Origin of the sequence: Phocaeicola salanitronis DSM 18170, assembly GCF_000190575.1 — a bacterium.
GTDB classification, from domain to species: domain Bacteria; phylum Bacteroidota; class Bacteroidia; order Bacteroidales; family Bacteroidaceae; genus Phocaeicola; species Phocaeicola salanitronis.
Window position 1 is genome coordinate 1,201,237 of the sequence record NC_015164.1, and the last position, 23,923, is coordinate 1,225,159.

The 23,923-nt window shown below is 46.2% G+C and carries 17 protein-coding genes; all 17 read right to left on the reverse strand.

The window, feature by feature from the left end; all coding sequences use genetic code 11:
• Nucleotides 1–8: 8 nt before the first annotated feature.
• On the reverse strand, nucleotides 9–281 hold the full coding sequence (locus BACSA_RS05315) for a DUF4099 domain-containing protein (RefSeq protein WP_013617090.1): 273 nt from the start codon (nucleotides 279–281) through the stop codon (nucleotides 9–11).
• Between the two features lie 43 nt (nucleotides 282–324).
• The gene (locus BACSA_RS05320; RefSeq protein ID WP_013617091.1) at nucleotides 325–2,190 is read right to left on the reverse strand and encodes a DUF3945 domain-containing protein; all 1,866 of its coding nucleotides are present in this window, start codon (nucleotides 2,188–2,190) and stop codon (nucleotides 325–327) included.
• 598 nt (nucleotides 2,191–2,788) lie between these two features.
• On the reverse strand, nucleotides 2,789–4,114 hold the full coding sequence (locus BACSA_RS05325; RefSeq protein WP_013617092.1) for a sigma-54-dependent transcriptional regulator: 1,326 nt from the start codon (nucleotides 4,112–4,114) through the stop codon (nucleotides 2,789–2,791).
• Entirely contained in the window at nucleotides 4,089–6,416 is a 2,328-nt protein-coding gene (locus BACSA_RS05330) for a hybrid sensor histidine kinase/response regulator (RefSeq protein ID WP_013617093.1), read from the reverse strand. Before BACSA_RS05330 ends, BACSA_RS05325 begins: the two co-directional genes overlap by 26 nt.
• Nucleotides 6,417–6,858: 442 nt before the next feature.
• On the reverse strand, nucleotides 6,859–7,431 hold the full coding sequence (locus BACSA_RS05335; RefSeq protein WP_245546578.1) for a TetR/AcrR family transcriptional regulator: 573 nt from the start codon (nucleotides 7,429–7,431) through the stop codon (nucleotides 6,859–6,861).
• A 206-nt stretch (nucleotides 7,432–7,637) separates the two neighbouring features.
• Nucleotides 7,638–8,777, reverse strand: coding sequence for a StlD/DarB family beta-ketosynthase (locus BACSA_RS05340; RefSeq protein ID WP_013617095.1), 1,140 nt, complete (start codon nucleotides 8,775–8,777; stop codon nucleotides 7,638–7,640).
• A gap of 2 nt (nucleotides 8,778–8,779) precedes the next feature.
• Complete coding sequence (locus BACSA_RS05345; protein ID WP_013617096.1) at nucleotides 8,780–9,403, reverse strand: TetR/AcrR family transcriptional regulator; 624 nt, start codon at nucleotides 9,401–9,403, stop codon at nucleotides 8,780–8,782.
• 442 nt (nucleotides 9,404–9,845) lie between these two features.
• On the reverse strand, nucleotides 9,846–10,823 hold the full coding sequence (locus tag BACSA_RS05350) for a hypothetical protein (protein ID WP_013617097.1): 978 nt from the start codon (nucleotides 10,821–10,823) through the stop codon (nucleotides 9,846–9,848).
• 125 nt (nucleotides 10,824–10,948) lie between these two features.
• Nucleotides 10,949–11,500: a hypothetical protein gene (locus BACSA_RS05355; protein WP_013617098.1), complete on the reverse strand. Its 552-nt coding sequence runs from the start codon at nucleotides 11,498–11,500 to the stop codon at nucleotides 10,949–10,951.
• Nucleotides 11,493–12,530: an AAA family ATPase gene (locus tag BACSA_RS05360; protein ID WP_013617099.1), complete on the reverse strand. Its 1,038-nt coding sequence runs from the start codon at nucleotides 12,528–12,530 to the stop codon at nucleotides 11,493–11,495. Before BACSA_RS05360 ends, BACSA_RS05355 begins: the two co-directional genes overlap by 8 nt.
• A gap of 231 nt (nucleotides 12,531–12,761) precedes the next feature.
• Nucleotides 12,762–13,685 (reverse strand): hypothetical protein, encoded by a 924-nt coding sequence (locus BACSA_RS05365; protein ID WP_245546579.1) that lies wholly within the window; start codon nucleotides 13,683–13,685, stop codon nucleotides 12,762–12,764.
• Nucleotides 13,686–14,082: 397 nt separating this feature from the next.
• Complete coding sequence (locus BACSA_RS05370) at nucleotides 14,083–14,436, reverse strand: hypothetical protein (RefSeq protein ID WP_013617101.1); 354 nt, start codon at nucleotides 14,434–14,436, stop codon at nucleotides 14,083–14,085.
• Nucleotides 14,437–14,442: 6 nt separating this feature from the next.
• Nucleotides 14,443–18,762, reverse strand: a complete 4,320-nt coding sequence (locus tag BACSA_RS05375) for a DUF6531 domain-containing protein (RefSeq protein WP_013617102.1) — start codon at nucleotides 18,760–18,762, stop codon at nucleotides 14,443–14,445.
• 81 nt (nucleotides 18,763–18,843) lie between these two features.
• Nucleotides 18,844–20,220, reverse strand: a complete 1,377-nt coding sequence (locus BACSA_RS05380) for a DUF5458 family protein (protein WP_174490712.1) — start codon at nucleotides 20,218–20,220, stop codon at nucleotides 18,844–18,846.
• Complete coding sequence (locus tag BACSA_RS05385; RefSeq protein ID WP_013617104.1) at nucleotides 20,217–20,690, reverse strand: hypothetical protein; 474 nt, start codon at nucleotides 20,688–20,690, stop codon at nucleotides 20,217–20,219. Before BACSA_RS05385 ends, BACSA_RS05380 begins: the two co-directional genes overlap by 4 nt.
• Nucleotides 20,691–20,735: 45 nt before the next feature.
• On the reverse strand, nucleotides 20,736–22,094 hold the full coding sequence (locus BACSA_RS05390; protein WP_013617105.1) for a hypothetical protein: 1,359 nt from the start codon (nucleotides 22,092–22,094) through the stop codon (nucleotides 20,736–20,738).
• A gap of 11 nt (nucleotides 22,095–22,105) precedes the next feature.
• Nucleotides 22,106–23,917: a type VI secretion system Vgr family protein gene (locus tag BACSA_RS05395; protein WP_013617106.1), complete on the reverse strand. Its 1,812-nt coding sequence runs from the start codon at nucleotides 23,915–23,917 to the stop codon at nucleotides 22,106–22,108.
• Nucleotides 23,918–23,923: the final 6 nt, after the last annotated feature.

Here is a 23,923-nt window from a genome sequence, read left to right on the forward strand (position 1 = left end):
GACCATCGTTATTCTTCAAAAGATCCGTTATCAGGGCTGACCCCGTTGATTTCCATGAGCGCATTTCCGTCCGTACTGCGCACGAGGCGGATGGTGGCATCCATCGTCAGGTCGATGAGGGCCGTTCTCAAATGGACGGACAGGACGGCTGTCTCCTCTCCGGAAAGGAGCGGATCAAGATTGCCGCTGTCTTCCAGTTGCTGTCTGCTGATTCCGAAAGACTGAAGCCGTGTCCAGTCCATGTCGGTTTCTGAAAAAATACAGTTGCTTTTCTTTCCCATATTGTTCTTGTTTAGAAGGGTTCGTGAATGAATGATGTTTCTGTCAGACTGCCTGTTTTGCACTGCGTTTCTGTTGCTGGGACTGGGTGGTCTCAGCCTGTGCCGCGTTTCGTGAGATGTTCCGTTTCCGGTCCGGATTTTCCTGGTAGAAATTCAGGATGCCGGTGCTCGGATTGACTTTGGCATAGGAGGAAAACTCCTTTCCGTTTTTTCCTTTCAGGCCGGAAAGAAGCACCGCCTTGCCGTCCTGCAGGTCCGCCCGTTCCTTGGCCGAAAGCACTTTGCCGTAGACTTCCGCAGGAATCCTGGCTTCCTGCTGCTCGCTGAATCCGTCCGGCGTGCGCGAATACTGCGGATACCCGTTGTTCATGTTCAGGCGCACAAAAGAGGAAAACTCCCTGCCGTCGCGTGAAATCATGTTCTCCAGGAAAACGGGCTGGCCTTTGCGCAATGCCTCCCTGTCTTCCGGTGTCAGGCGGACTTCGTTGATTTCTTTCGGGATGTAGATCTCACCCGTTTCCGGATTGTGGCGCGTGTACTTCAGCTGGCTGGTTTCCGGGTCCTGTGTCACAAAGGACGAGAATGTGGTTCCGTTGCTGCGTTTCATATCCTCCACCAGGATGGTGTGCCCTTCGCTGAGCATCTTGAGCTGTTCGGGCGAGAGCTTGACGCCTCCCAACGTCTGCTGGTTGAACACCTGGTCCTTCGGGAAAATATATTCGATGCCCCTGCGTTCCGCGCTGTACTGGATGGTGGCGTTAAACTCCTTGCCGTTTTTGGACGTCATGCCGTCCACATAGACGGCCTCCCCGTTTTTCAGGCGGGCAATCTCGTCAGGTTCCAGTTTCACCCCCTTGATTTCATCCGGAATGAACACATGCTCCTGACGTACCGCCACCAGTTCGTTCGTCACCTTGTCCAGCGAGACCAGGCAGGGTTCGGCATTGCCGTTGTTCCGGAAGTCCAGGTTTACCACACGCCCCAGGTTGCCCGACTCACGCAGGTTCCTCTTGTCCTCTTCCGTAAAGATATGCCCGAAATAGGGGCGTTCCAGTTCCGGTTCCCTGCGGATGCCGTGAATGCCCAGCGTTACCTCGCCGTTCGGGTTGCTCATGAAGGAAAGGCGGGCATCCATGCGGACGGTCGCCAACCCGGGCAGGTTCAATGACAGCTGCACCAGCTTGTTGGTCTTGTACCCCTTGAGCATGCCGTCAAGCACTCCCATACGTTCCAGCATATCTTTGGACACTCCGATATTTTTCAGCCCTTCCCAGTCTATCATGTTCTCGTTATACCGGTAGGACGGTCCCTGTGGCTGTTCTTCCTGTACGGGCTGCTGCGCCTGCTGTTGCGCGGCCTGCTGTACTTCGGTGTGCTGTTCGGCATACTGAGGCGCTGCCGCCGGCTGTTCGTTCACTGTCTGTTTCTTTGCCATTGTCGCATCTTGTTTTAGATTCTTGTTTTGTTCCTCCTTCTGCTTTTTCGGACGGATCTCGTAGTGCTTGAGGAACTCTTTCACTGCATCCGTCTGTTTTCCTTCCGCCAAATCCTTTATGGCCTGCCTGTTACGCTTGTAATCCTGAAAAGTCAGGCGAATCAGGTGGAAGTGGGTCGGTTCACGGAACTGGCTCCAGAAATTCTTAATGAAATTTTCGAGTATGCTCGAATTCTTGTCGAACTTCAGGAACTCGTTCTCATGCTTTTCATCAGCAGGCACAGTCTTGCAGTTGCCTTTTTCATCTGCCTCGCTGACTGTCTGGACACCAGCCTTCGGGTCATTCTTATTGTGGACCATCAGCAGTTCGCTGACTTGCTCCACATAGGGCGCGGACTCTGCTGCCGGTTTGGCGGCAGCTTTGCGGGTACGCTTCGTTTTGGGTTCTTTTTCCATTTCTCTTTTCTGTGTCATACGCGTCGTTTTTAGGTGTTAACGGTTTGTTTTGACACGTCAAAAGTAGATACATAATTTGGATAATCCTTTGATTTTAAAGAAAGTGGCATTACATGTCATCAGGTGTCTTCAAATGTCAGGAAAGAGCATGGAACAGACCGAGAAAAGGGAAAAATGTGGGTGAAAAACAATTGCGGATGAAGCAAAAGAGAAATAAGGGAATAGGAACGAATAAAGGGAAGGGCAGATGCTGTACGTAGCCAAAGCCATGCAGAGCAGAGGGAGCTGGAAGCCCCCTGTAAACTTTAAGATACCGGATGCCCAACAACGAAAGTAATGTATAACTGGAGAATTTCTGTTAGTTTGAAGACTGGTGTCAAAAAGCAGGCCTCTGCCTGTTGCTCTGAATCATTCATGCGTCGCGTCGGTCGCAGTTTTGCCCCTGTAATCATTCCTTAATTCCGTTTCCGGTTGCCGCCGCGTTCTTTTTCGTGAGAATTTTCCCGGCGAAGCCGGTTATGGAAAATTTTCACGAAAACCGGCGGAAACGCGGCTGGCAAAACGGAAACGGAATTACCTTTGATGGAAGGGGGAAAATTGGAATATCCTCTATATTTTATTGATTTGATATACCATAGCGATTCATCTTTTTGTACAGTGTCGGGCGGCTGATTCCCAACAATGCCGCTGCCTGGGTCAAATTCCCGTTTGATTCGGCAATTGCCTGCCTTATCTGTTGTTCTGCTTGCTCTTCTTCCTGTAAGAGAGACTGCATTTTCTTACTATTCCTACCGACTTTCATTGTTTCCGGTCCTAAAGTCGGGGTTATCTTCAAGTACCTGGAAGAAATACATTGCCCTTCACTTAGCACCACCGCTGCCTGAACCACTTGTTTCAATTCACGCACATTGCCCGGCCAGCTATGTTCCAACAACATTCTTTTAGCCGGCTCGTCAAAATCAGAAACTTCCAGCTGCCATTTTTCACTATATTGTCGCCGGAAAAAATCAGCCAACGGAAGAATATCTTCAGGGCAGTGGCACAGCGCAGGCACCGTCATCGTAAAGTCCTGCAAACGATAAAGGAGGTCTGCCCGGAAACGCTTTTCCGCCACTGCCTTGTGCAGGTTTTCATTGGTAGCCGCAATGATGCGTACGTCTGACCTCCTGTCCTGTCCGCCTCCTACCGGCCGATACCTGCGTTCTTCCATGGCACGTAACAGCATCTGCTGTGTCTCAAGCGGAAGATTCTCCACCTCATCAATAAACAATGTGCCGCCATGCGCTTCCTGGAAATATCCGGCCTTTTCTTTCAAGGCTCCTGTAAAAGCCCCCTTAACATGACCGAAAAAAGCGGATGCGGCAAGTTCTTTGGGTAACATACCGCAATCAACTGTCACATAAGGCTTATTGGCCCGCAAACTTTGCCTGTGTATATTGCCGGCCAAATGTTCCTTTCCGGTTCCCGTTTCCCCCCAGATAAGCACGGACATATCCGTAGGTGCAACCAAACGGATGTAATGGTACAATTCATTGAACGCTTTGCTTTTCCGTTCGTATATCACTTTGGAAAACGATAGATTCCTGCTCCTTATTTTTTCCATTACAGGCAGCAACTTGTCTTCTATCAACGGTTTCAGTATATAGTCCTCGGCTCCTAACTTCATCGCATGGATTGCCGCATGTATATCCTCATACTGTGTCATGATGATAAAAGGTTGGGAATATCCCTGTTTCCGCATCCATTCCAGTAAAGATGTGCTTTCACCGTCCGGCAATCTCAAATCGGCCAAGAGGGTATCTTCTTCACCCAGAGAAGAGAGCATAAATTTTCTTGCCTGCGCAAGGTGATGGATTTTTACTGTTTTCCATCCCGCCTTTTGCAAATAACCACAAATATAATCGCAGAACAATATGTTATCCTCTATAACTATCACCCTCATAAGCCTGTATAGTTTGTTGTGCCAACTTAATTATTTCTCTTCCTTTATCTATTATATTTTGAAATGCCAAAACAAGCTCCTCATGCGTGCATTCCGGCATCTGATGGAGTTTTTCATACATTTCGCGTAGCGATTTGGCCGCATGGATCATTTCCCAAGAACTGCTCAAATGATGTATCCAATCGTTCAAAGCCTTCCGGTCTTCCTTCTCCAAACATTTCCTCATCGCATCCATATCATCACGTGTCTGGCGGATCAGCGTATCAAGCATTTCCCGTCCGTTACTACATTTTAATAATGCGTAAAAATCCACCCGCTCTTCCTGCCTCTTATTTCCCAGACATCCTACACATACCCGCATCAGTTCATCTGCGGAGAACGGCTTTCGCAAGCAAGCAACAAACCCAGCCTCAGACAAGCCGGAAATATCGCCTCCGGTTGCTGTAGCTGCGATGACCGGAATCGTACGTGAATTGCCGACATTTGCCATCCGCAATAATTTAAGCACATCAAACCCATTCATCTGTGGCATTTTCAAGTCAGTAATCAATACATCATAATTCTGGTATCGTAAGTGTTCGATCATGTCCCGCACGTTTGCGCACACGGTACATTGTACTCCCTGACGGATAAACATTTCCTTCATCATGGCCAACAATACCTCATCGTTGTCCAATGCCAATACCGTAAACGGAAGCACCCTTGAAATTTTTTCTCCGCTTTCCATAGGCATCTCTTCCGCTAGAGATAAAGGAAGCAAGAACGTAAAGCAAGTTCCTTTTTCCAGCCGGCTATTCAATTTTATTTTTCCACCCAGCAATTCCGCCAGCCCTTTTACGATAGCCAGTCCTAATCCGACTCCTTCCACGGTAACGGCATTCGGCAACCTTTCAAAAGCTGTAAAGATGCGCATCTGTTCTTCCTCACTGATTCCTGTGCCTGTATCTTCAACTTCCAAAGACAAGACTCCGCCTGAAAAGTCAGTTCGAAGGGTTATCTTGCCTTGTGAAGTGAACTTAACCGCATTGGACAATAAATTGGCACCAATCTGGAGAATCCGCTTCTTGTCGCCCACCACTACGGCATCACAGCCATTCTCCACCTCAAACCTCAATCCCTTTTCGATAGCCAAAGGCATAAATTCTGCTTGCAATGCATCGGTAATGCTTTGAATCCTGAAAGGAACCGGGTTCGGCTTTTCCTTATTGCTTTCCAACCTGAAAAAATCCAGCAGTCCGGCCAACATGGAAGCCATACGGTCTGTAACTTGGCGTATCGTCCTGATGTATTCCTCCCGTTTAGCCTTGTTTTCTTCTGTTAAAAGCAGTTCAATATTGCCACCGATGGCAGTAAGCGGCGTACGTAAATCATGAGTAACAGTCAGCATGATCCTTTTCCGGGCTTCAATCAAGACCTTGTTTTCAGAAACGGTCTTTTCCAGTTGCCCGACCGTTTTTTCCAGTTGTCTTTTATACCTATTGATACGTGCCATATCCCGATGTATAACTGCATACGATACTCCAAGCAGCAGCACCATGATTGCGATTTGCCCACTGGTAGTGGCAAAAGAACGCTTTTCTGCCTCAGCTATCCTGTCTTCTCTCTGTTTCAGTTCTTTCAAAAGTGTTCTGTCCATGTATCTGAGCATAGCCCTCAGCTGTCCGTTCAGTTCCCTGTTTTTTCCCGCAAGACTATCCGCCTGCCCTAATAGCCTGCGCGTGTATTCCTGTTGCCTATCTACAACATTTCTGTCCAAATCGTACAAGCGGGAAGCCGTAGAGGAAGGCCTGTCATTCTTCCGCTTTCTGAAGAGTCTTTTCCAAAAGTTACGCTTCTTATTACTATCATCCAGCATACTTTGACGAGCTATTTCCGGTATCTGCCGGGCAATCTTCCTGTCCATGTCCTCTTTCATACGTACCGTCACCATGTATTGCCCCATAAGTTGTTCTTTATCTTCCCATAATCTGCGGATGCTGTCAAGATGCGCATCGACCAACCAACCTTTGAGGTTGCACAAAAGACTATCAACAGACAGCCTTTGCCTATGGTAAGCCTGTAAGTCCTCCGTTTCCCATTCTATGAAAGTTTCCGAGAAGGAAGAAAGTTCGAGCATCCTAACATATACATCATGTATCTCCTGTTTACGGCTACTGATCTGTCTGACTTCCTGTTCCCTTACTTTGCGCTCTTTCCATTCATAAATACCTGTATATATAATACTTCCTATGATTAAAAGTATAACGGCATATCCTACAGCAATCTTTGCCAGAAGAGACCGGGGGTACAAACTGATTTTCATTTACATTTTCTCTTTGTTACTCATTGCTTATATAGACAAAAATCGGCCTGCAACAAATGGCGAAAGTTCTTCGCCACCACTTATTATATAAACCGACCAGTCGGTATTTATTTGCAAAGATAGACTTTTTCAAGGAATAAAAAAACAGATATCCATATCTAGTTCCTATGTTTTGAATTTCTACAAAAAGTTTTTGGGGGTGATGTATTCATTTTCGGTGTGCTTTGGATGATTTACTGGGAAGTTACCGCTTTCTTCATCAGGTCATCCACTATCTTTCTCACCACACAAGTGAAAATGCCTCAAAAATCATCCTAAAGTCAGCATACGACAAATTCAACATAGAGCATAAATAACAATTATACAGTATTTTAGATTGAGTTGTAGCTATAAGATTGAGGAATCAAAAAGGGAAGATACAGATGTGTCCCAGAAGTATTTTTCAGAGCGAACATAAGAAAGTTTTTCCAATAGAAGAATCGAAAAACTGCCGGCTAAAACTATATGCGTCATGTACAGCCAATTTATGTTCCCGTGATGCCTTATAAACTACTTCCAAAAGAAAGTTCTGTTCTTGAAACAGCAACTCCTGATACAAACGGGAAAACTCATCCATGTATTCACCAGCAGAAGATACAAATTGCAAATAATGCATCAAGCCGTTTCCTTTCAACTCCTCGGGGAAATCAGATATTGCACGTTCAATAGGATTCCTATACAAAAGAGTGAATTCATTCCAATTTTCGTGTGGGCTGGATGCCATTTCCGAGGTAAGCTTAGAAGCAGGGAAAAAGCGCAAACGGATGACAGCATCTACCAATTGTTTTTTAGAAGGGAAATGATGGATAACCGCCCCCTTGGACTTATGCACAGCCAAAGCTACATCGCAAAATGAAGTATTTCTTATACCTTTTGCAATGAATAGCCTGTATGCTTCATTGATTATCTTTCGTTTTAAGTCCGGATCCATTTTATAACTGCGCGTAACATTGAAAAATAGCACAGACGCAATCAAGACTCAAACAGCTAGTGGAAAAAGCTAAAGACGTATTGACGCACCTGTGCTATATGACAATGTATAGCGCAAGTCATCATATACCATCTCGTCTTTTTGAAATTTCCACTTTCGTTTGAAAGATGAATATGACACCTGTACTTAATGTATCAAGCTTTATTTTATACGAGGGACAAAGATAAAGTTTTTGCCGCTAATTTCCAAATTTAGACCACACTTAATAATACGGTTCCATAAGAAAAGCGTCCGCTTTCAGGTACTAACAGCAAAATTTTTTCACCGGATTTAAGTTCATGTGTTCTCCAAAACTCATCCAATGCCGCAAAAATAGCCGCAGATGCAATGTTTCCCACTTTAGGCAAATTGGTAAACCACTTACTTTCATCAATTCCCACCCCCACATTTTTCAATTCATTGATTATCTTATCATAGAAGAACATAGATGAAACATGGGGAATAACGTAAGAAATAGAATCCGGAGAAACACTGTGCATTTCCAAACAAGATTTGATATGTTTAGCCCAATATGGTACGGCTTTTAGGCCTAACAATTTAACATCCTGTTTTACAACAAAAAGAGAACGATCTATTCTTTCTTGATTACTAAAGACTTTCCAACTTTTTAACTCCCCATCTTCTCTTTTTTCTGCTCCCATGAACATACAGGTTGGAAGTTCATTGGCATAAGATACCATTTCTACCCACTCTATGCGTAATGCTTTCCCTGTACCAGGACTATTTTGGAGCAAAACTGCACTAGCTCCGTCACTAAGCATAAACCGTAAGAAATCTTTTTCAAGTGCCATATATGGTTGAACTCCAAGATCTGCACATTTTTCATATTCGATATCATAATTTTTAGACAGTAATGTTGCAGATGTCAACTCTGAAGTGCTACATATTGCATTCTTTTTTTCTCCAGATAAAATTCCCCAATATGCTACTTTAAAGGCCTGAAGACAAGATAGGCATATTCCTGAAGCCGAAAAGATTTCTAAGGGCTTCTTCTTTAACAGACCATGCACCATAGAAGCATGAGATGGAAGCATTTGATCTGGACTTGATGTCGCACACGATAATAACTCTATATCTTGATCTACTATAGAAGATTGCTCTAATAGTTTTACAATAGAGTAAACAGCCATTTCTGCATTCGTATGAGTAATCTTTTGTTCTTTCGTTAATGCATAATAACGCTGTTTAATTCCATTTTGTTTCAGTATTATAGGTTTAACTCTAGAATGTTGTCCAGTAATTAAACCTAAATAATCTTCCATGTATTCATTGAATACAGGGGCATTCGGGAAATAGCAGGATGTTCCCGTAATAAAAACATCATTTTCCATTACTATTTACTTTTAATTAGAAAATATAAAAAATAGAGTTGCTCTTTTAAAGCATTTATGTTCAGTCCATTTTTTAATGCATCTTGATACGACTTTCCTAAAAAAACTAATCTCATTTGCTGAGCAAATAATTCTATATTGCATGTGTTACGTATTTCACCTTTATCTTGTGCCCGTTTTAATATCGCTTTCAATTGCATAATTTCTTGACTTTCTATTTCATTAAGCATTTGATGAAATCCCGGATAATATTTTTCTGCTTGTAAAACCAAATTCATATACGCGCGTGTTCCATTGATTTGCGCTTCTGGCATAACAAACTGAGAAAGTCTATCCATAGTTTTCGCAATATTCTCTACATAATAATTTATATATTCCAATAAAGACATATCATAAATGCTATCAGATTGATGCTTGTTTTTCTGTGTATCTAAAATATACACATTAATAACGTCCACTAATAGATCCTTTTTTGTCGGATAATGATAAGAAGTACAGCCTCTTGTCATTTTAGTAATTTTTTCTATATCTTTCAGAGAAACCGTTTCATAATCTTCAGTCAGAAACAATCTAAATGCAGCTTCTCGTATCAAATTTTTTGTTTCTGTTCCTTTAACACTTTGCATACTTATAAATTTGTTTTGATACAAAGGTATGATTTCGGAAGAAGAAATTCAATAAATCTATTTATATTCTGCATTGTAATCATTAAATTTGGCAACATATACATTATTATCGGGTTATTATTCTGCTTTCTTTTCACTTTTTACTACTTTTGTCTTACACAAATCCGATTAGTCGGTTTGTAGGCATAGGAAGGCTCAAACAAAAGTGGAATTTTCGAATGAGACGTATTCCTATGCCTTTTTAAATGCAGTACCACCAAATCTTTGGCACATATCTCACATATTATCGTCACCTTCATATTATTAAACCGTCCAGTCGGTTTTGTTTTTCAGAACAAAAGTATAAGAATTCTTAATAGAAACAAAGCAAAAGCCGAAACAATTGTCACCTATGTGTTAACAAGTGTTTCGGCTTTACCCTAAATGCAGTGATAAATACTTGCTATCGCGGAATCATTTTGATTTTGACCGGGACTCCCTGGGAATTCAAGACACGGACCGGAGCCTTTTCGCTTGCCTTAACATAGAAGAGGAGATAATCCTGCGCCCGCTGAGACTCATAATACCCTCTATCCCGGTATTCGGCTATCCACTTTTGAATTACGGGAACCTGCCAACGGTTCATCAACACATAATAAGCGGCATCGTATTCGGAATCGCTCAGGAAAATATTCAGTTTTAAATAATCCCACCAAAAACGTTCTTTCTCTTTGCTGTGGGCATTGAGCGCAGCTATGCGAAGATTGTAGGCTTCGCCGGGGTCGTCTGAATAGTAATCCCATGCGAATACATCGGGCGTACCACCCTCCACATTGTTCCTATCAGGAGCAAAAGATTTCAAGGCCTCCAGCGAAGCATTGATTTGGCTATATGTGCTTGTCTCGTACTCCTTATAATAAGAAATGACATTCTTCAACCGGCTTGACGCGGGATGAACCAATACTGCCCGCGCCTTTACATGGCGTTTGGCATCGCTGCTTACTTTTGCCAACCGCTTCATAAAACCGGCTTCTGAATTTATCCGTTCTGCCGGATCCGTCTTTACCAAAGGGAAATCTTTATTGATTTTGCGTATATTGCGGTGCAGATAAGGCAAACGCAATGCCCCACACGCACAACAAATGGAAGCACGGAGAATCTGGAAAATAGGTGTACGGTCGCCTTGAGGCGCCACATAAGGAAGATCAGAGATGCTGAAAAGCGCTTCGCTACCGACAATAAGGGTGACGGAAAGCGACTCATTTTCTTTCAACTCTCCCGTAAGTTTGAAATCACGCTGTTGGACACTTACCCAATCTATGGGTTGCAATGCCAAGAGGAGAACACAAAAACTACCATTGTGCGGTGTGTAATCCACATTCTGCGGTCTGGACTTGGAGACCACCTCGTTGAGGAACCTAATTTTTTGACTATCTACCATAATTAAAATCGGTATTAAGTGAAACTTCGTATTAACGGTACAAAGGTAAGCAGCTATGCAGATTTGTCTGTTCCGATTTTCGCCGAAAACACTGCACAAATAAATTTTCTAAACTAAATTCTGCATCATGCAAAGGAAACCTGTACATCCGGTAAAATTCCGGTGATGTTGGAAACTGAGTTGACAGAGACCTTAACAGGTTGCAGCCATGCCAGTTTTTGTTTCAGTTTTTGCTGCCAAATGCCCATTCGTGCCCTGCGCTCCGCCAGATTGGCTTCGTCCCATTCGATACAAGCGATAATAGCCAGTTGAACACCGCTGTCAAGCAACCGACTATTTATCTGTGTGAAGAACTCTTCGTCATTTGTAGAAAAGCGTGCGGCACCTGTGGCAGTGGCAATCGAATCCCTAACCTTGACGGCAATCCTCCGCATCAATTCTTCGCCTCCGGCATTAAGCACTGCACGAGTGCTTTCATCGCGGGTATGTCCCCGATAGTTTTTGACTTCAATCAGAAATAACTGTTTCTCCTCATGAATGCCCATGAAATCTACCGCCTTTGTAGGCTTGAGAACCTTTTCCACCTTTCGGTGCGCGATATGTTCATCGTACTTGACGACCACCCAACTGGCATCTTGAAAACTGAAATTGATGCCGCTCTCCTGAAAATCACTCATAACTGCTCATGTATTTCTGTTCCAAATCATAGAATGCCGCATACTCCTCCAGAATCGGATTATTCTGTATGGCTGTGAGCGTATCGCTTTCTTCGACCGCTATACTGCCTTCTTCTTTGTGCAATCCGAAGAAACGAACACATACACCCGTGTGTTCCTTGTACTCAGAATACAAAGAAAGCATGTGTGTAAGCAAGTAATCATGTGTGGCGATGAAAATCTGCAAGCCACACTTCTGAAGTTCGCGAATGAACTCGGCCACTACCCGGATGAGAGCCGGATTGAGATTGGACTCCGGTTCGTCCCAAAATAAAATCGTTTTGGCATTGATTTCACCGTTCAGGATAAGGTAAAGGATGGATGCCAGTTTGCGCAACCCTTCAGCCACCAAGTGGGCTTCCATGTTTCCCTCAGCCGTCTGTATGTAAAAACGGCCGTTCATCTGAAGCACTTTGAAACCCAATTCACTCTCTAACAATTCGATAGCCGACTTTAAGGGATTGCCTTCTATATCGCGCAAAACGGGAAGAGCAAGCGAGTGCGCCAGATTGATGTAAGTCTGATCGAATGAAAGTTCACGTTTGCTGCTCAATCCTATAAACCCCTCAAACAGGGAAAACATCTCACGCGGCGGAATATAGATGAACTGGCACTCGCCCCATTTGTCGTCTCCCTCTATCTTGACTGTTGTCTTGGATGTAGCAGAAAAGCTGAATGCCAAATCCTTGTCATCCACAGCAACCTTTACAAATGCTTTACTTGCCACCATACTCTTGTTTACCAGATTGCCGATGAAATCCGGTTTGAAATAATGGGTGACGTTTTCTGCTAATGTGTATTCAAACTGTTCTTTGGAAGTAGTTTGCTTGGCAAGGAACTCATGACGTGCCTGCAAGGCAGAAGCTAAGCATTTGAGCACATGTGTCTTTCCCGTACCGTTTTTGCCAATAAGGACATTGACTCCATTGACAAATGAGAAACTATTGTCGATGAAGCTGGTAAATCCTGCTAATGTTATACTGTTTATCATTGAAACCTCTGATTAATAAAACTGTTACAAAGTTAATTGAAAAATGAAAAGCATCCAACTTAAATAAATAAAAAACGGAAAAACAGATATAGCAGGCATTGCTCTAACTAATCGTGATGTGGATTATGTAATTATAACTAAAATTCAGTGATATATATATGCTGAGAATGAGCATATAAGCATAACAATGTTTTTCAAAGACATCACTCACATAAGAGACATCAATGATTTTTATGGCGCTGGAGGGAACTTTATGTTGTTCCCTTTTTTAATGATGCAAGAGGAAGCTTCATCTTGAATTTTTTTTGTGATACGGGTATAATTTGTTTCTGTTCGTAGCTTTGAATCTGGTAATTCTTTCCAATCAAAAGTATGCTCTATATTAAAAACATTCTGTTCATTGGCTGAAGTAAATCGCATGGATGATTTTACATGGATACTACCCTCCGGTGTCCGGACATTCCAATTGAATTTTGGATGGAATTGTAACTTTGCAGCAAGACATAATCTTTCGACTGTTGCCTGAATTATACCTTTAGTCGTGTTTAAATCTTTCAGACTCTGGGAGTAATACCATTTGAATTCATCATAAACTTTGAAATCTAAAGGATTTTCAAATGGCTGGAATAACTTGTAAATTTCTGCACAAAAAGATGAGTCATAATCATTTAAGGATGCTGGAACTTCCTGATCCATTAAGACACGACAACCTTTGGCTCCTGCCTGTTCCAACTTTACAGCCTTGCTCACGGCATTGCCCAGCAGCATTTGTCCTAAATTGTTGTTATGGTCTTCAATAATATCCCCATAGGCTATTCCACCACGACATAAAATGCCATTCTGCAAACAATCCCACATGATAGTATGACAAGACAGTATGACATCCTTCATGTTTTCAGACCAAACGAAAGCACAATCGGACAACTGGGTGAAATTCACTTTAGGGTACTTATTCTGGCAGTTTGTCAATATTTCACGAAATAGTATCAATATATTAGCCGCAAATTCCTGATTCCCTGAAGTCTGAAAATGTTTAGAGACCTGCCAGATGTGAAAATCGTCTTCTGTAAGCTGGATTTTATTTTGGGTTAAAGCTGTAAATCCCAGTATATCTACATAGAAGACAAAACCTTTTAGATTTTTCAAGCTCATCATGATGTATCGTTTATAATCTATTAAAATCGTTTTATACAAAGATAGATTTTCAAATTTAAATGTGGAAGTACTTTTGAGGTTATAATAAAGTATTTCCACATTTTAAACTGGATATAGATAAAAACTGTTCGGCATTATAACGTATCAATTATATTTGTTTACACAGATAGCACTTCTGAATGAGATAACCTAATGGATGACGGGGTTCATTTGCCCTGAACATAAATACCTTTCCAATTTTCAAGGAAATGCTTTTCTGCCCACATGCTGTTGAATCTTTAGGGTGAACAAATGGAATTTGCCGTATAAAAGACGGCGTAGAAAACAGAATACGAAGGATTCCCTTTAGCTTTCGGAATCTGCTAGAAAGAAAAACCACCCCGAAAGGTGGTTCTGTTTATCCATTTTGTTTTTCTCTGAACTCCTTTAATTTCTTTTCAATAAATGCAAAATCGTTAATAGCTTTATCCTTATTTTTTGCTTTATCATATTTTTCTCGCCATTTTATAATTCCATACTTATAAAATTTAAAACCTTCTTCTGTTAAATCTTTGATCCAAAGTTCGGAATCATCATTAGCTTTTTCGTCACTGTTTAATATGATTCTTGTTGTAAAGCCATTATCTTGCAAAAAATGGATATAATTTTCAAAAAAACGATATTGTCGTTCTATATATTCTTTTGTTAGTGGTGGAATAGATTTTCTTTGTGTTATCCATCCTATTTTTTCTATTATAAAATTCTCATCCATAATGCTTTAGTGATATTTAACTTCTTTTGATTCTAAATCAACATCTAATCTTGTTGTTTTAATATTTGATATATCATAAAGTTTACCTTTTTTTCCAGGTTCTTTTATGTATGTTCCGCCACGCCGCTTTATCCGCTCCTCTTTAAGAGCCTGAAATGATTTATCTGCTGTTGAACTTGTGACCTCATAAACACCAATTACTTTTCCATTTTCTACTACTACAAAGTCAACTCTTCTTCTTGAACCTGTTACAACATCATAGACACTTTTTCCATTGGCATATTTTAAATACCTTTCGGATAAGATTTCAGCATTTGGGAATTGATTTTGTAGCCATTTTTTTGCAATGGTTTCTCTTTCTAATCCTGCGGCTTTGTTTGGAATTATTTCGAGTCCTAAAATATCTGTCCAACTATTTGTATCGTGAACATAACCATGGAGTGTTGGATTTCCACCAAATATTCCAATCGGATCTTGCGAGACATACATCCCGATATCTGGGTTGTAGTACCTGAATCTATTATAATATAGTCCTATTTCTTCATCCGCATATTGTCCTTGGAACCTGAACGGACAATCGAACTCCGTTCCCTTGTCAACGGCAAGCACTTTTCCGTAAATATCCAGTGTGCAGTCCCAGGTCTTGTTTCCCTGCCCGTCGTACATCTGGATAGGAGTACCCATGTAGTCGGACACGATGGAATACTGTTTATCGCCCTGTATCTTTGCCGCAGGTACAAACGTGCCCGCCTCGAACACCCAGGTGGTAATATCTTCTGCTGGTTCTTTGGGAGGGATGTTTCCCTCTTCGTCCGATTGTAAGCCAATGGCTTTGTAACTCCATTCGTGCAGCGGTACGTTGCCATCCCACACCCAGCGTGTGACCTTCCCGAAATACCGTTTGGCCGTGCGGCGCCCCAACGCGTCATACCGGAACTCCACCGGCCTGCCGTCCGGACGTATCACTTTCTTCAGCATGCCGTTGGACGCCCACCCGTAGAGCCATCCCGTGCCCGTAGCCAAGCAGCGGATGCCGCGCTCCTTCTCCAGGCGCTTGCGGTCATGAGTCACGGCGTTGTCCTGCAACTCCTTGAACTCGCGGAAAACGAGGTTGCCCTCGTCGTCGTAGTGGTAGAAACAATTCGGGTCTTCCAGCAGCCGGCCTCCCGCACCGTACTTGCGGTCTTTCCTCTCCGGCGTTTCAAAGAGGTTTCCCACGAAGTCCGGCACGCGGTATATCACGTCCGTCTCGGAACCGTCTGTCGTTTCCTGGCGGATGAGGAAGTCGAAACGGTCGTAATCGTAGCGCATGACCGTTCCCGTCAGCTCGTTCTCCTTGGCGAGCAACCGATTAGCGATGCCCCACTCGTAGCGGTACGCCCCGCGCTCGATGCCGCCCGACCGCACGGACTTGCGCACCTCGCGCCCGAAACGGTCGCGCTCCGTCCTGACGGTCACACCCCCGGAGAACGTGCGCTGCACCTCCAGCCCCGTGTTGTCACGCACCCAGGACGCCTGCCAGCCTTCGCCCGACTGCATGGCCTGCAAGTTACCCTCCCGGTCGTATGTATGGCGGATGTCCGCTCCCAGACTGCTGGTGATGCGGGTGCAGTTTCCTTCGCTGTCATACGTGCGGCTGACGGTATATTCTCCCTGTTTTTCCCCGGTGACCAGTCCTGTCTTCCTGTCACGGATGAACTCCAGCAGGTTCTCCGCGTTCTGTGCCTTGACGAGCAGGCCGTCCTTGTCATACGTGTAAAGGGAGACCTCCCCGTCGTACTGTTCCTCCTTCAGGATGTTATCCAGCCCGTCGTAGAGGTATTCGGTCCATTTGCCGCCGGGACGGTTCACCCGTGTGACTCGTCCCGCCCCGTCACGCTCGTACTCGCGGCGGATGCCGTCGAAGCCTGTCTCCGTAATGACCTGGCCCAGCCCGTCCAGCCCGAAGAAATAGTTGTCGCCCGCCTCGTTCCCGATGCGGCGGAGCTGCAGCTCGCTGTTGTAGCCGAAGGTGATGCGGTGACGCTCCTGCTCGCGGCTTTTCAGCACGCCCAGAGCACCGTAGGTGAACCTGACCTCACGGATGTTGTCGGCGGCATGGACCAGGTTGCCCATGGCGTCGTACTCGAAACGGTGCACGTTGCCGTCCGGCTCCTCAAGGCGGATGAGGTTGTCGGCACGGTCGTAGGCGTAGCGGGTGGCGTTGCCTTTCACGTCCACCGCCTGCACGAGCCTGCCCCTGCCGTCGTATTCCCAACGGCGGAACAGCCCGTTGGGGAACTGCAACAACTCAAGGTCGTACCTGTCGTTGAAGGTGAGCGTGTAAACCCGTCCCTGTCCGTCGGTGATGGTGCGCAGGACTCCGCCGTCGTAGGTGTATTCCACCGTCTCCCCGCTGAGCGTGGTGCGGCTGACGACACGGTCCTGTTCGTCATAGTCCCATGACAGCTCCCTGCCTTCCGGTGTGCGGAGCGAGGTCAGGTTGCGGTTCTTGTCGTAATTCAAGAACGTGTCCCCGCCGTTCTCGTCCGTGATGCGGACGGGCTGACCGAACTCGTTGTAGGCCGTCTTGCGGGTATATCCTTCGGGATTGACCGTGACCTCCAGCTCCTGATAGCCGTTGTACTGCTGGCGGGTAATCCCGCCGTTGGCATCCACGATCTTGTAGATGAGCCTGTCCTCTCCGTAGTAGTATTCGGTCTCGGCATCCTCGCCGTTGCGGATGCGGGTGCACCCCTTGGCGTAGCGGATGAAGTATTCCATCACGCCGCCGTCGCCCCACGTATGCACACACCGGGCATTTTCGCCCCTGCCTTCATATTCCCAATGGAAGGACATGCCTCCCTGGTTGGTGAGCTGCACGAGCAGGTGTCCGTCGGCATAGACGAAATGCTTGCTGACATCCAGCGCGTCGGTGGTCTCCACCATGTCGCCCCGTCCGTCGTACCGGTAGCGGACCAGCTTGACCTCCTCGTTGTCCTGCCGGATGGACACGCAGCATACACGGCCCAGCCCGTCGGTTTCCACTTTCAGGCGTTCGCCGCGGGAGGATATGATGCCCGACAGGCGTCCGGCGGAAGCGTACTCGAAACGGATGCGGAACCCGTCTTTTGTGGAAATCTCCGACACCATGCGGTATCCGAAACGGTTTTCCGGCCCGCCGAAACGGTATTGGAGCCCCCGGATGTCGGTGAGCAGGTAGCCCTGTGCGTCGAGTGTCCAGAGAAGCTGCTCCTTGCGGTCGAAATAGGAACCGCCGGGTTCCAGCACGGGCAGGAAGGACTCACGCCCGTCGGCGTGGCGGAAAAGGAACGCCTCTTCCTCCAGACGGCGTATGCCCAGGTTGTAGCTGTGGTGCCAGTTGTAGCCCAGCGGCCCGTCCACAGCGGCATCGCTGTAATAGGTGCGCTCCCAGACGATGGGGATGGGGCCGGGAAGCTCGAAGTCCACGTTGGTGTGGTACACCCTGCCTGTGGCGGCATCCACCGGCTCGCCGAACGTCTTGCACTTGATGGGCTGGAGAATGTCCGCCAGCCTGTTCTTTCCTTTCTGTCTCAGCCTGTCAATCAGTGCCTGGAACTTGTCGCCCAGCTTTTTCCACAGTTTCCCCAGTCCCTTGAGGCCGAATTTCAGGGCCAGGGCGAACATGTCGATGGTCGGCGGGCCTCCGACAAGCACCGGCTTGCCCGCCGAAGTGATGGTGGACAGCATGGAGGTGGGGGCCATCAGCGCCTTGCTTACCTTCTTGGGCTTGCCCTTGCGGGGGACGGTCGGTATTCCCACTATGTTGCAGGAGAGGGCCGGATGCGTCAGGGCGGAACAGGGGGCGCCGTCCGCCAGTACCGTAGAGCTGCCCATCCACATCTCGGACTCGGACATGCCGCTGACCAGCGGGGCGGAATGCAGGACGTAGGCCGGCAGGTGCACGATGCCGATGCCCGCCTGGGCGATCCACTGGCCGTGGACCTTCACGGACGGGGCCATGCCCTTGAGTATGCTGCCCGCCACGCCTGCCACGCCGCCCGCGGACGGGGGGATGGCCGTTGCCAGGCTTGCCATGAGGTCGGCCAGGAGGTCGTACACCTTGCCCACGTGCGGCACGGGCATGACGGGGGAAGGCGGCGTGACCGTGGGGTGCGTGTCGATCCCTACGGACAGGTCGCCGAACTTGGCCACAGGCATGCCCGGCACGGAAGGAAGAGCTCCTGCCAGACCTGACTGGAGCCTGTCCAGAGCCGCTTTCGAGGCCGTGAAAAGGTCGGAAAAGCCCCGTCTGACGCTGTTGCTATCAACGGCGTCAGCTATATTTTTGAATACATCTGACATAGTGAGAATTTTTTAGGATGTAAAAAGGAGAGTAGCTGAAGAGCCCCGCCGGACCCTTCAGTTACTTCTAAAAATACTCATTTATGCATCCTGTGCATAATCGCTGTTCCATTCATTTTCATCATCCCCCTTCGTTCCCTCCAGCTTGATGACAAAGCTCTTTGCCGGGAAATAGGGAGTCAGGTGAATGTCGAGGAAGATACGGTCCTTCTGCTTCGGGTCTCTCTCGAAGCGCAGGATCTTGAATTTTTCAATCAGGCGTCCGGGACCTTGTATGCTGTCCAAGAAATTGCTAATCTGCCCGCGCAAATCCCTTTCAGCCTTGCTGTTCCAATTTTCGAAGGCACGGCGGTTGAGAAAATCCATCAGGACCTTTGTCACCCAATCGAACACACGCACCACCGAGTAGGTCTGCAAGCCCAGATTGTCACCGTTGAACAAGGTCTTTGCCGAGAAAGCCATGACTTTGCCGTATTCCTTTACCATCGGTATCAGACCAATCTTTTCTATTTCGGAGATTTCGCTCTTCTTCAGGTTGAAAGCCACGCTGTCCACCTCGCTCATAGAGCCGTACTTTTTTCCGGCAGTGACCTGTGCCATCACGGTTTTGTACACACTGCCAGCCAGTGCAGCCGAAGGTGGAATCAGCAAGTCCTCGGTTTCTCCCAATTCGGTATAGCGTCCACGTCCTACCAGATAGTTGCATGTCATGCAGACATTGGACTTATAGACATCGCCACCTGTCAGATTGGAATCGAAGAACATCTCAATCACATCATCCGGTTTTTCAAGGTCTGCAAAATCAGTGAAAATCATAACCTTGTTGTCATGCGCTATTTTTGCCCATTTCTCCACCACCTTGTTGGAACCCAGGTATCCGGGGATTACCAGCAGTGAATAATTGGTACGTAAATCCAAACGGTCATAGTTGGCACGAAGCTCGTCGGCAATAGCGTCGATAAAGAAAGAATTGTCCAAATCGGTAAGCTGCGCCATGGAAGCGTTGACAATGGATACGTTCTTAATCTTGTCAGCATCCGTATTCTTGTAGAAAAGCATGACCGTGCGGTATGATTTTTCCAATTGTTTCACTTCTTCTACCGCCTTCAGCTGATTTTGAGAGAGCAGGTCAGAGACGGCAGCAGACTTTTTCTGGCACAAATCCACCATTTCGCTGATGGACTTGCCGTCTTTCAGCATATCTATCCACATCTCAATCCTTTTTCTCAGTTCCTTACGCTCGTTAGCCCGTTCCCGGTCAGTAAGGAATATATTCCGGCGTGCCTTACGTTCCGGATTCAAATTCTGTATGCCGTCCACCGAAGATTCCAAGACGTTGAAACCTCCGAACTTTGCCAAAGCCTGTAACTCCGCATTCAAGTTTTTGGTTTGTACCGCAGCCTGCTGTTGCTGTACTGCGGTTTCCTTCTGTGTGTTCTGTTCGCTCATGGTTCTCATTCATTTACAGGGTTAGACTTCTCATTTTCCTTTAATTCGTCCAACATGATAGACAGTGTATTGACGAACGCCTTGCGTGTAGCCGGGTTTTCCAGAACCCGTTGCAGCACCTTGTTAGACCGTAACGACTTCTCCATCCTGTCAGCAAACTGTTTTTCCGCATTCAGCCCCGACAGGAAAGGACTCTGTTCCGTCATTTTCTTCACGGAGAAATCTCCCACATTGTGGAAACGGAAGTTCTCTTCAACAGGAGCCCCTTCCGCATCAGCGAACTCTATATCAATTTCCGGCTGGAAATGTGCAAAGACTTCGTCAATGCTAGTCAGACCGATGACCACTTCGGGAGCTACCGGTTCGTCCTTTGTCAATTGTTCAACCAATAATGTCCGGTTCTGTGGAATTTCCGCAATACCTTCGGAGGCATCCATTTTCACTTCATTTCCGCCTATTCCGTAATTTCCTAAATCCATACTTAATCTGTTTTATAATTAAAAAAATATGTTAGTAAATCTCACTCATCCGAAAATCTTACTTTTTCTTCTGGCTTTTGCCTGCTGCATGGCCGGACCCTCCACCAGTTGTTTCCAATCTTCTCCCAGCCATTCCTGAAGCTGCCCTTCCAAGACCTCCATATCAATCGGCGCACGTACCTGCCTGCCAGTGTGGAGCGCCAGATATGCCGCATAAGTAAACGTGGAGTTCCGTCTGATTTCTTCGGAAAGATAACTCCCGGCTGCCAAAGCAAGCAGAAAATACTCGAAAGCCTGATTCAGCTGGCCTTCCTCGTAGCGTAAAAAGCCACACATACGATAACCTTCCATGACATAGTAGGGATCTTTTTGTCCGATAGCTTTCTCCGCCAGTCCCTCATACAGTGCAATTGCTTCCTCCCGTTTTTTCTCTGCCGTCAGGACAGCCGCTTTCATGGAAGTTGCCATTTTCCAGTAGCTATATCCAGCCGCTTCGCCATTATCCATCGCCTTTTCCGCTTCCCTGATCGTGTCGTCGCTGTACTTTATGCTATGTTTGTATTCCCGAATCGCATAACACGCTTCAGCGGCGATGAACAGAGCGGACGTCAATATATTCGTATCCTTCAACTCCTTGGCTACATCCAGCAGTTTCCGGATTTCCTTGTCCAACAGTTTCCAATCCTGTTTTTGCGTGCAATCCATGACGGCACTCACCTGCTGTTTGAACCGGTTTTCGGGTGCAATCAGGTCATTGCCCGTATCGCTCCGTGCCATCCGGTTATGCAGGGCCGCCGCCATATCGAACTTGGGGCAGATATAAATTACAGCCGGCGATTCATCCAGATTGACACTTCTGTTTTTCTTCATGTCAATGGTCGTTAACCGGATTCCCTGCGGAATCCCTTCTTCCAAGACCTTCTTGAACCATTCGGTCCTGGAAAGCCCCCTTTCCTGTCCCAGAGGAAAATAGATGCAGAAACAGGCATTCTCCAATCCGGATATACATGCCTTGAAACGCAACATCTCTTTCCACAGATTGGCTGCCGTATGTTCGACAGACATGTCCGGGACATATTCTTCTTTCAACAGTCCATCGTGCCGCAAGGCCTTGATGATGTCGTATTTTTCCTCCACTTCTTCTGAGAACCAGCCGGCATATTCCTGCCATAGCTGTTCGGTGTATTCATCACCGCTTCCCTCATACGGCGTCTCAAACCGGAAGAAAATATCCTCGAACTGTCCGACAGGCGAGCGTTCGATTTCCAAGAACCTGTCAACCAAATCCACATCGTTCTGTCCGGCAATCCATATAGCCAGTTTCCAGTCCTCCTTATCGGCAATATCCGCCCAATAATCGACCGCCTTAAAGTATTCCTGTACAACAGACGCAGATGCTCCCATATCCTGAGGTTTTATGAGTTGAACTTTATGATTCCTCCTGTTACCGCTACATCGGCTGTGCCTTCGATTGACAAGTTTGTACCTTTGACTGTGCCTTTCTGAGTACTCAAGTCATATCCTTTGGAAGCCTCCTGCTTGATATTGGTTCCACTGCTGCCGATTATCTTCTTTTCACCGCTGAGTATCATGTTCTCACCGCCTGACAACAGTGTAATGCTTTTCCTCCCTTCAATGGAAATCGTATCAGACTGCAAGCCGATAGACCTGCCATCCATGATAATAACCGACTCTTCTTCGTTGGTGACGGTCACCGTTTTCTTTGCCATGATATTAATCGTATCTTTCCCATCCAGAACAATAAGCTGTTTCCCAGTCTGGTCCATAATGGTGATACTTCCCGTCTCATCATCAAAAAGAATGGTGTTTCCACTTCGGGTGATGATACTTTTCAGTTTGTTGTCCTTGTCTCCGCCCTTTCCCGAGTCCTTGTGAAACATGGCTCCGGTTACATAAGGACGGTCCGGATTGCCGTGTTCATAACCGACCATCACCTGGTCCCCGACTTCCGGAACAAATACCCATCCCCGGTTTTTGGATACCGCATCGCTTGTTCCCGCATTAGGGCTCTGTACCCTGATCCAATTGGTCGTTTTTCCCTTTTTCTGCCAATCAAAGACAACCTTCACGCGTCCCTGTCCTTTTTCGTCATCGTTCTTCTCCACCGTTGCCAACTCAGGCAATGCCAACGGCATTTTCACATTGGGCACAGGGATATGTGTCATTTGATCCGGGATGCCGACAAAACTATTCATATAATGTCCGTCCCGATTCACCTCGTGGGTGATTTCAGTAATACGGAATTTCCCTAAAGGAGACAATTTCATCCTATCCGGAAAAGCCACGTCAATAACCTCTCCGATCCTGATCCGGCATGTTTTTCCGATCCCCTTTATATTCAAGAGACCGGCACCGGATGAATTTTTTACAATTTTCATTTGTTCGTCCAATCCCGCCTTGTCTGTGATATGCGGATTTGCCGCAGAAGTGGTGCGGGCGCTGTAAGCCTTTTCCGAACAGCCATGAGCAATGGACTGGAGGTCGTTCATTCCTTCCGGTTTAGCGGGCGTATCTGCCTTATGTATTTTGTTCTCCTGCGCTACATAATCGTATCTGGCAGATTTCCCCGGTACCAGATTGGCTACCAACCTTACTTCTTCCAAGTCCACGTCATACAAGATCTTCTTAGGGTCGTCCTCCTTGTCCGGCTTGCCAAAATAAGTTTTGGCGCCATCGTAATAAAACCATTCCCCATACAGGGCCGAAAGGCGATTCATAAAATCAAAGACACTTTCGTTGTATTGTGCCATGTAAGGGATAGGCAAATCATATTCAGGATTAGAGACCAGACTGACTTTTCCGTACTCCTGTGTCACTTCCTTTATAATGGCGGATAAGGTCTGATCCGTCCATGAGTCGAGTGTCTTGTTATTTTCATACAGTATAGTAGGGCTTGCTCCATGAATAGCCACTCCGCCCGTTTCGCCCACACTTCCAATCATTTCCACCTGATTGATAATCCCTTCGAAATCATAGCTTTCTCCGGTCTGCTTGTGGACGAATGAAATATTGGCAGTCTCCCCAATGTAATTGATGAATTTCTCCGGAGTCTGCTGAAAGGTGTTGTTAGGCGACAGATAGTTTACAATTATAGTAAACGTGTGATGCCGGTTGAAACCTTGATGAAGGCGTAAAGAAACGAATTTTTGTTCTTCCCCCTTCACGGTTACCTTGGTGGCTACCAAATTCAGAAAACTTGCTCCCATACTTAT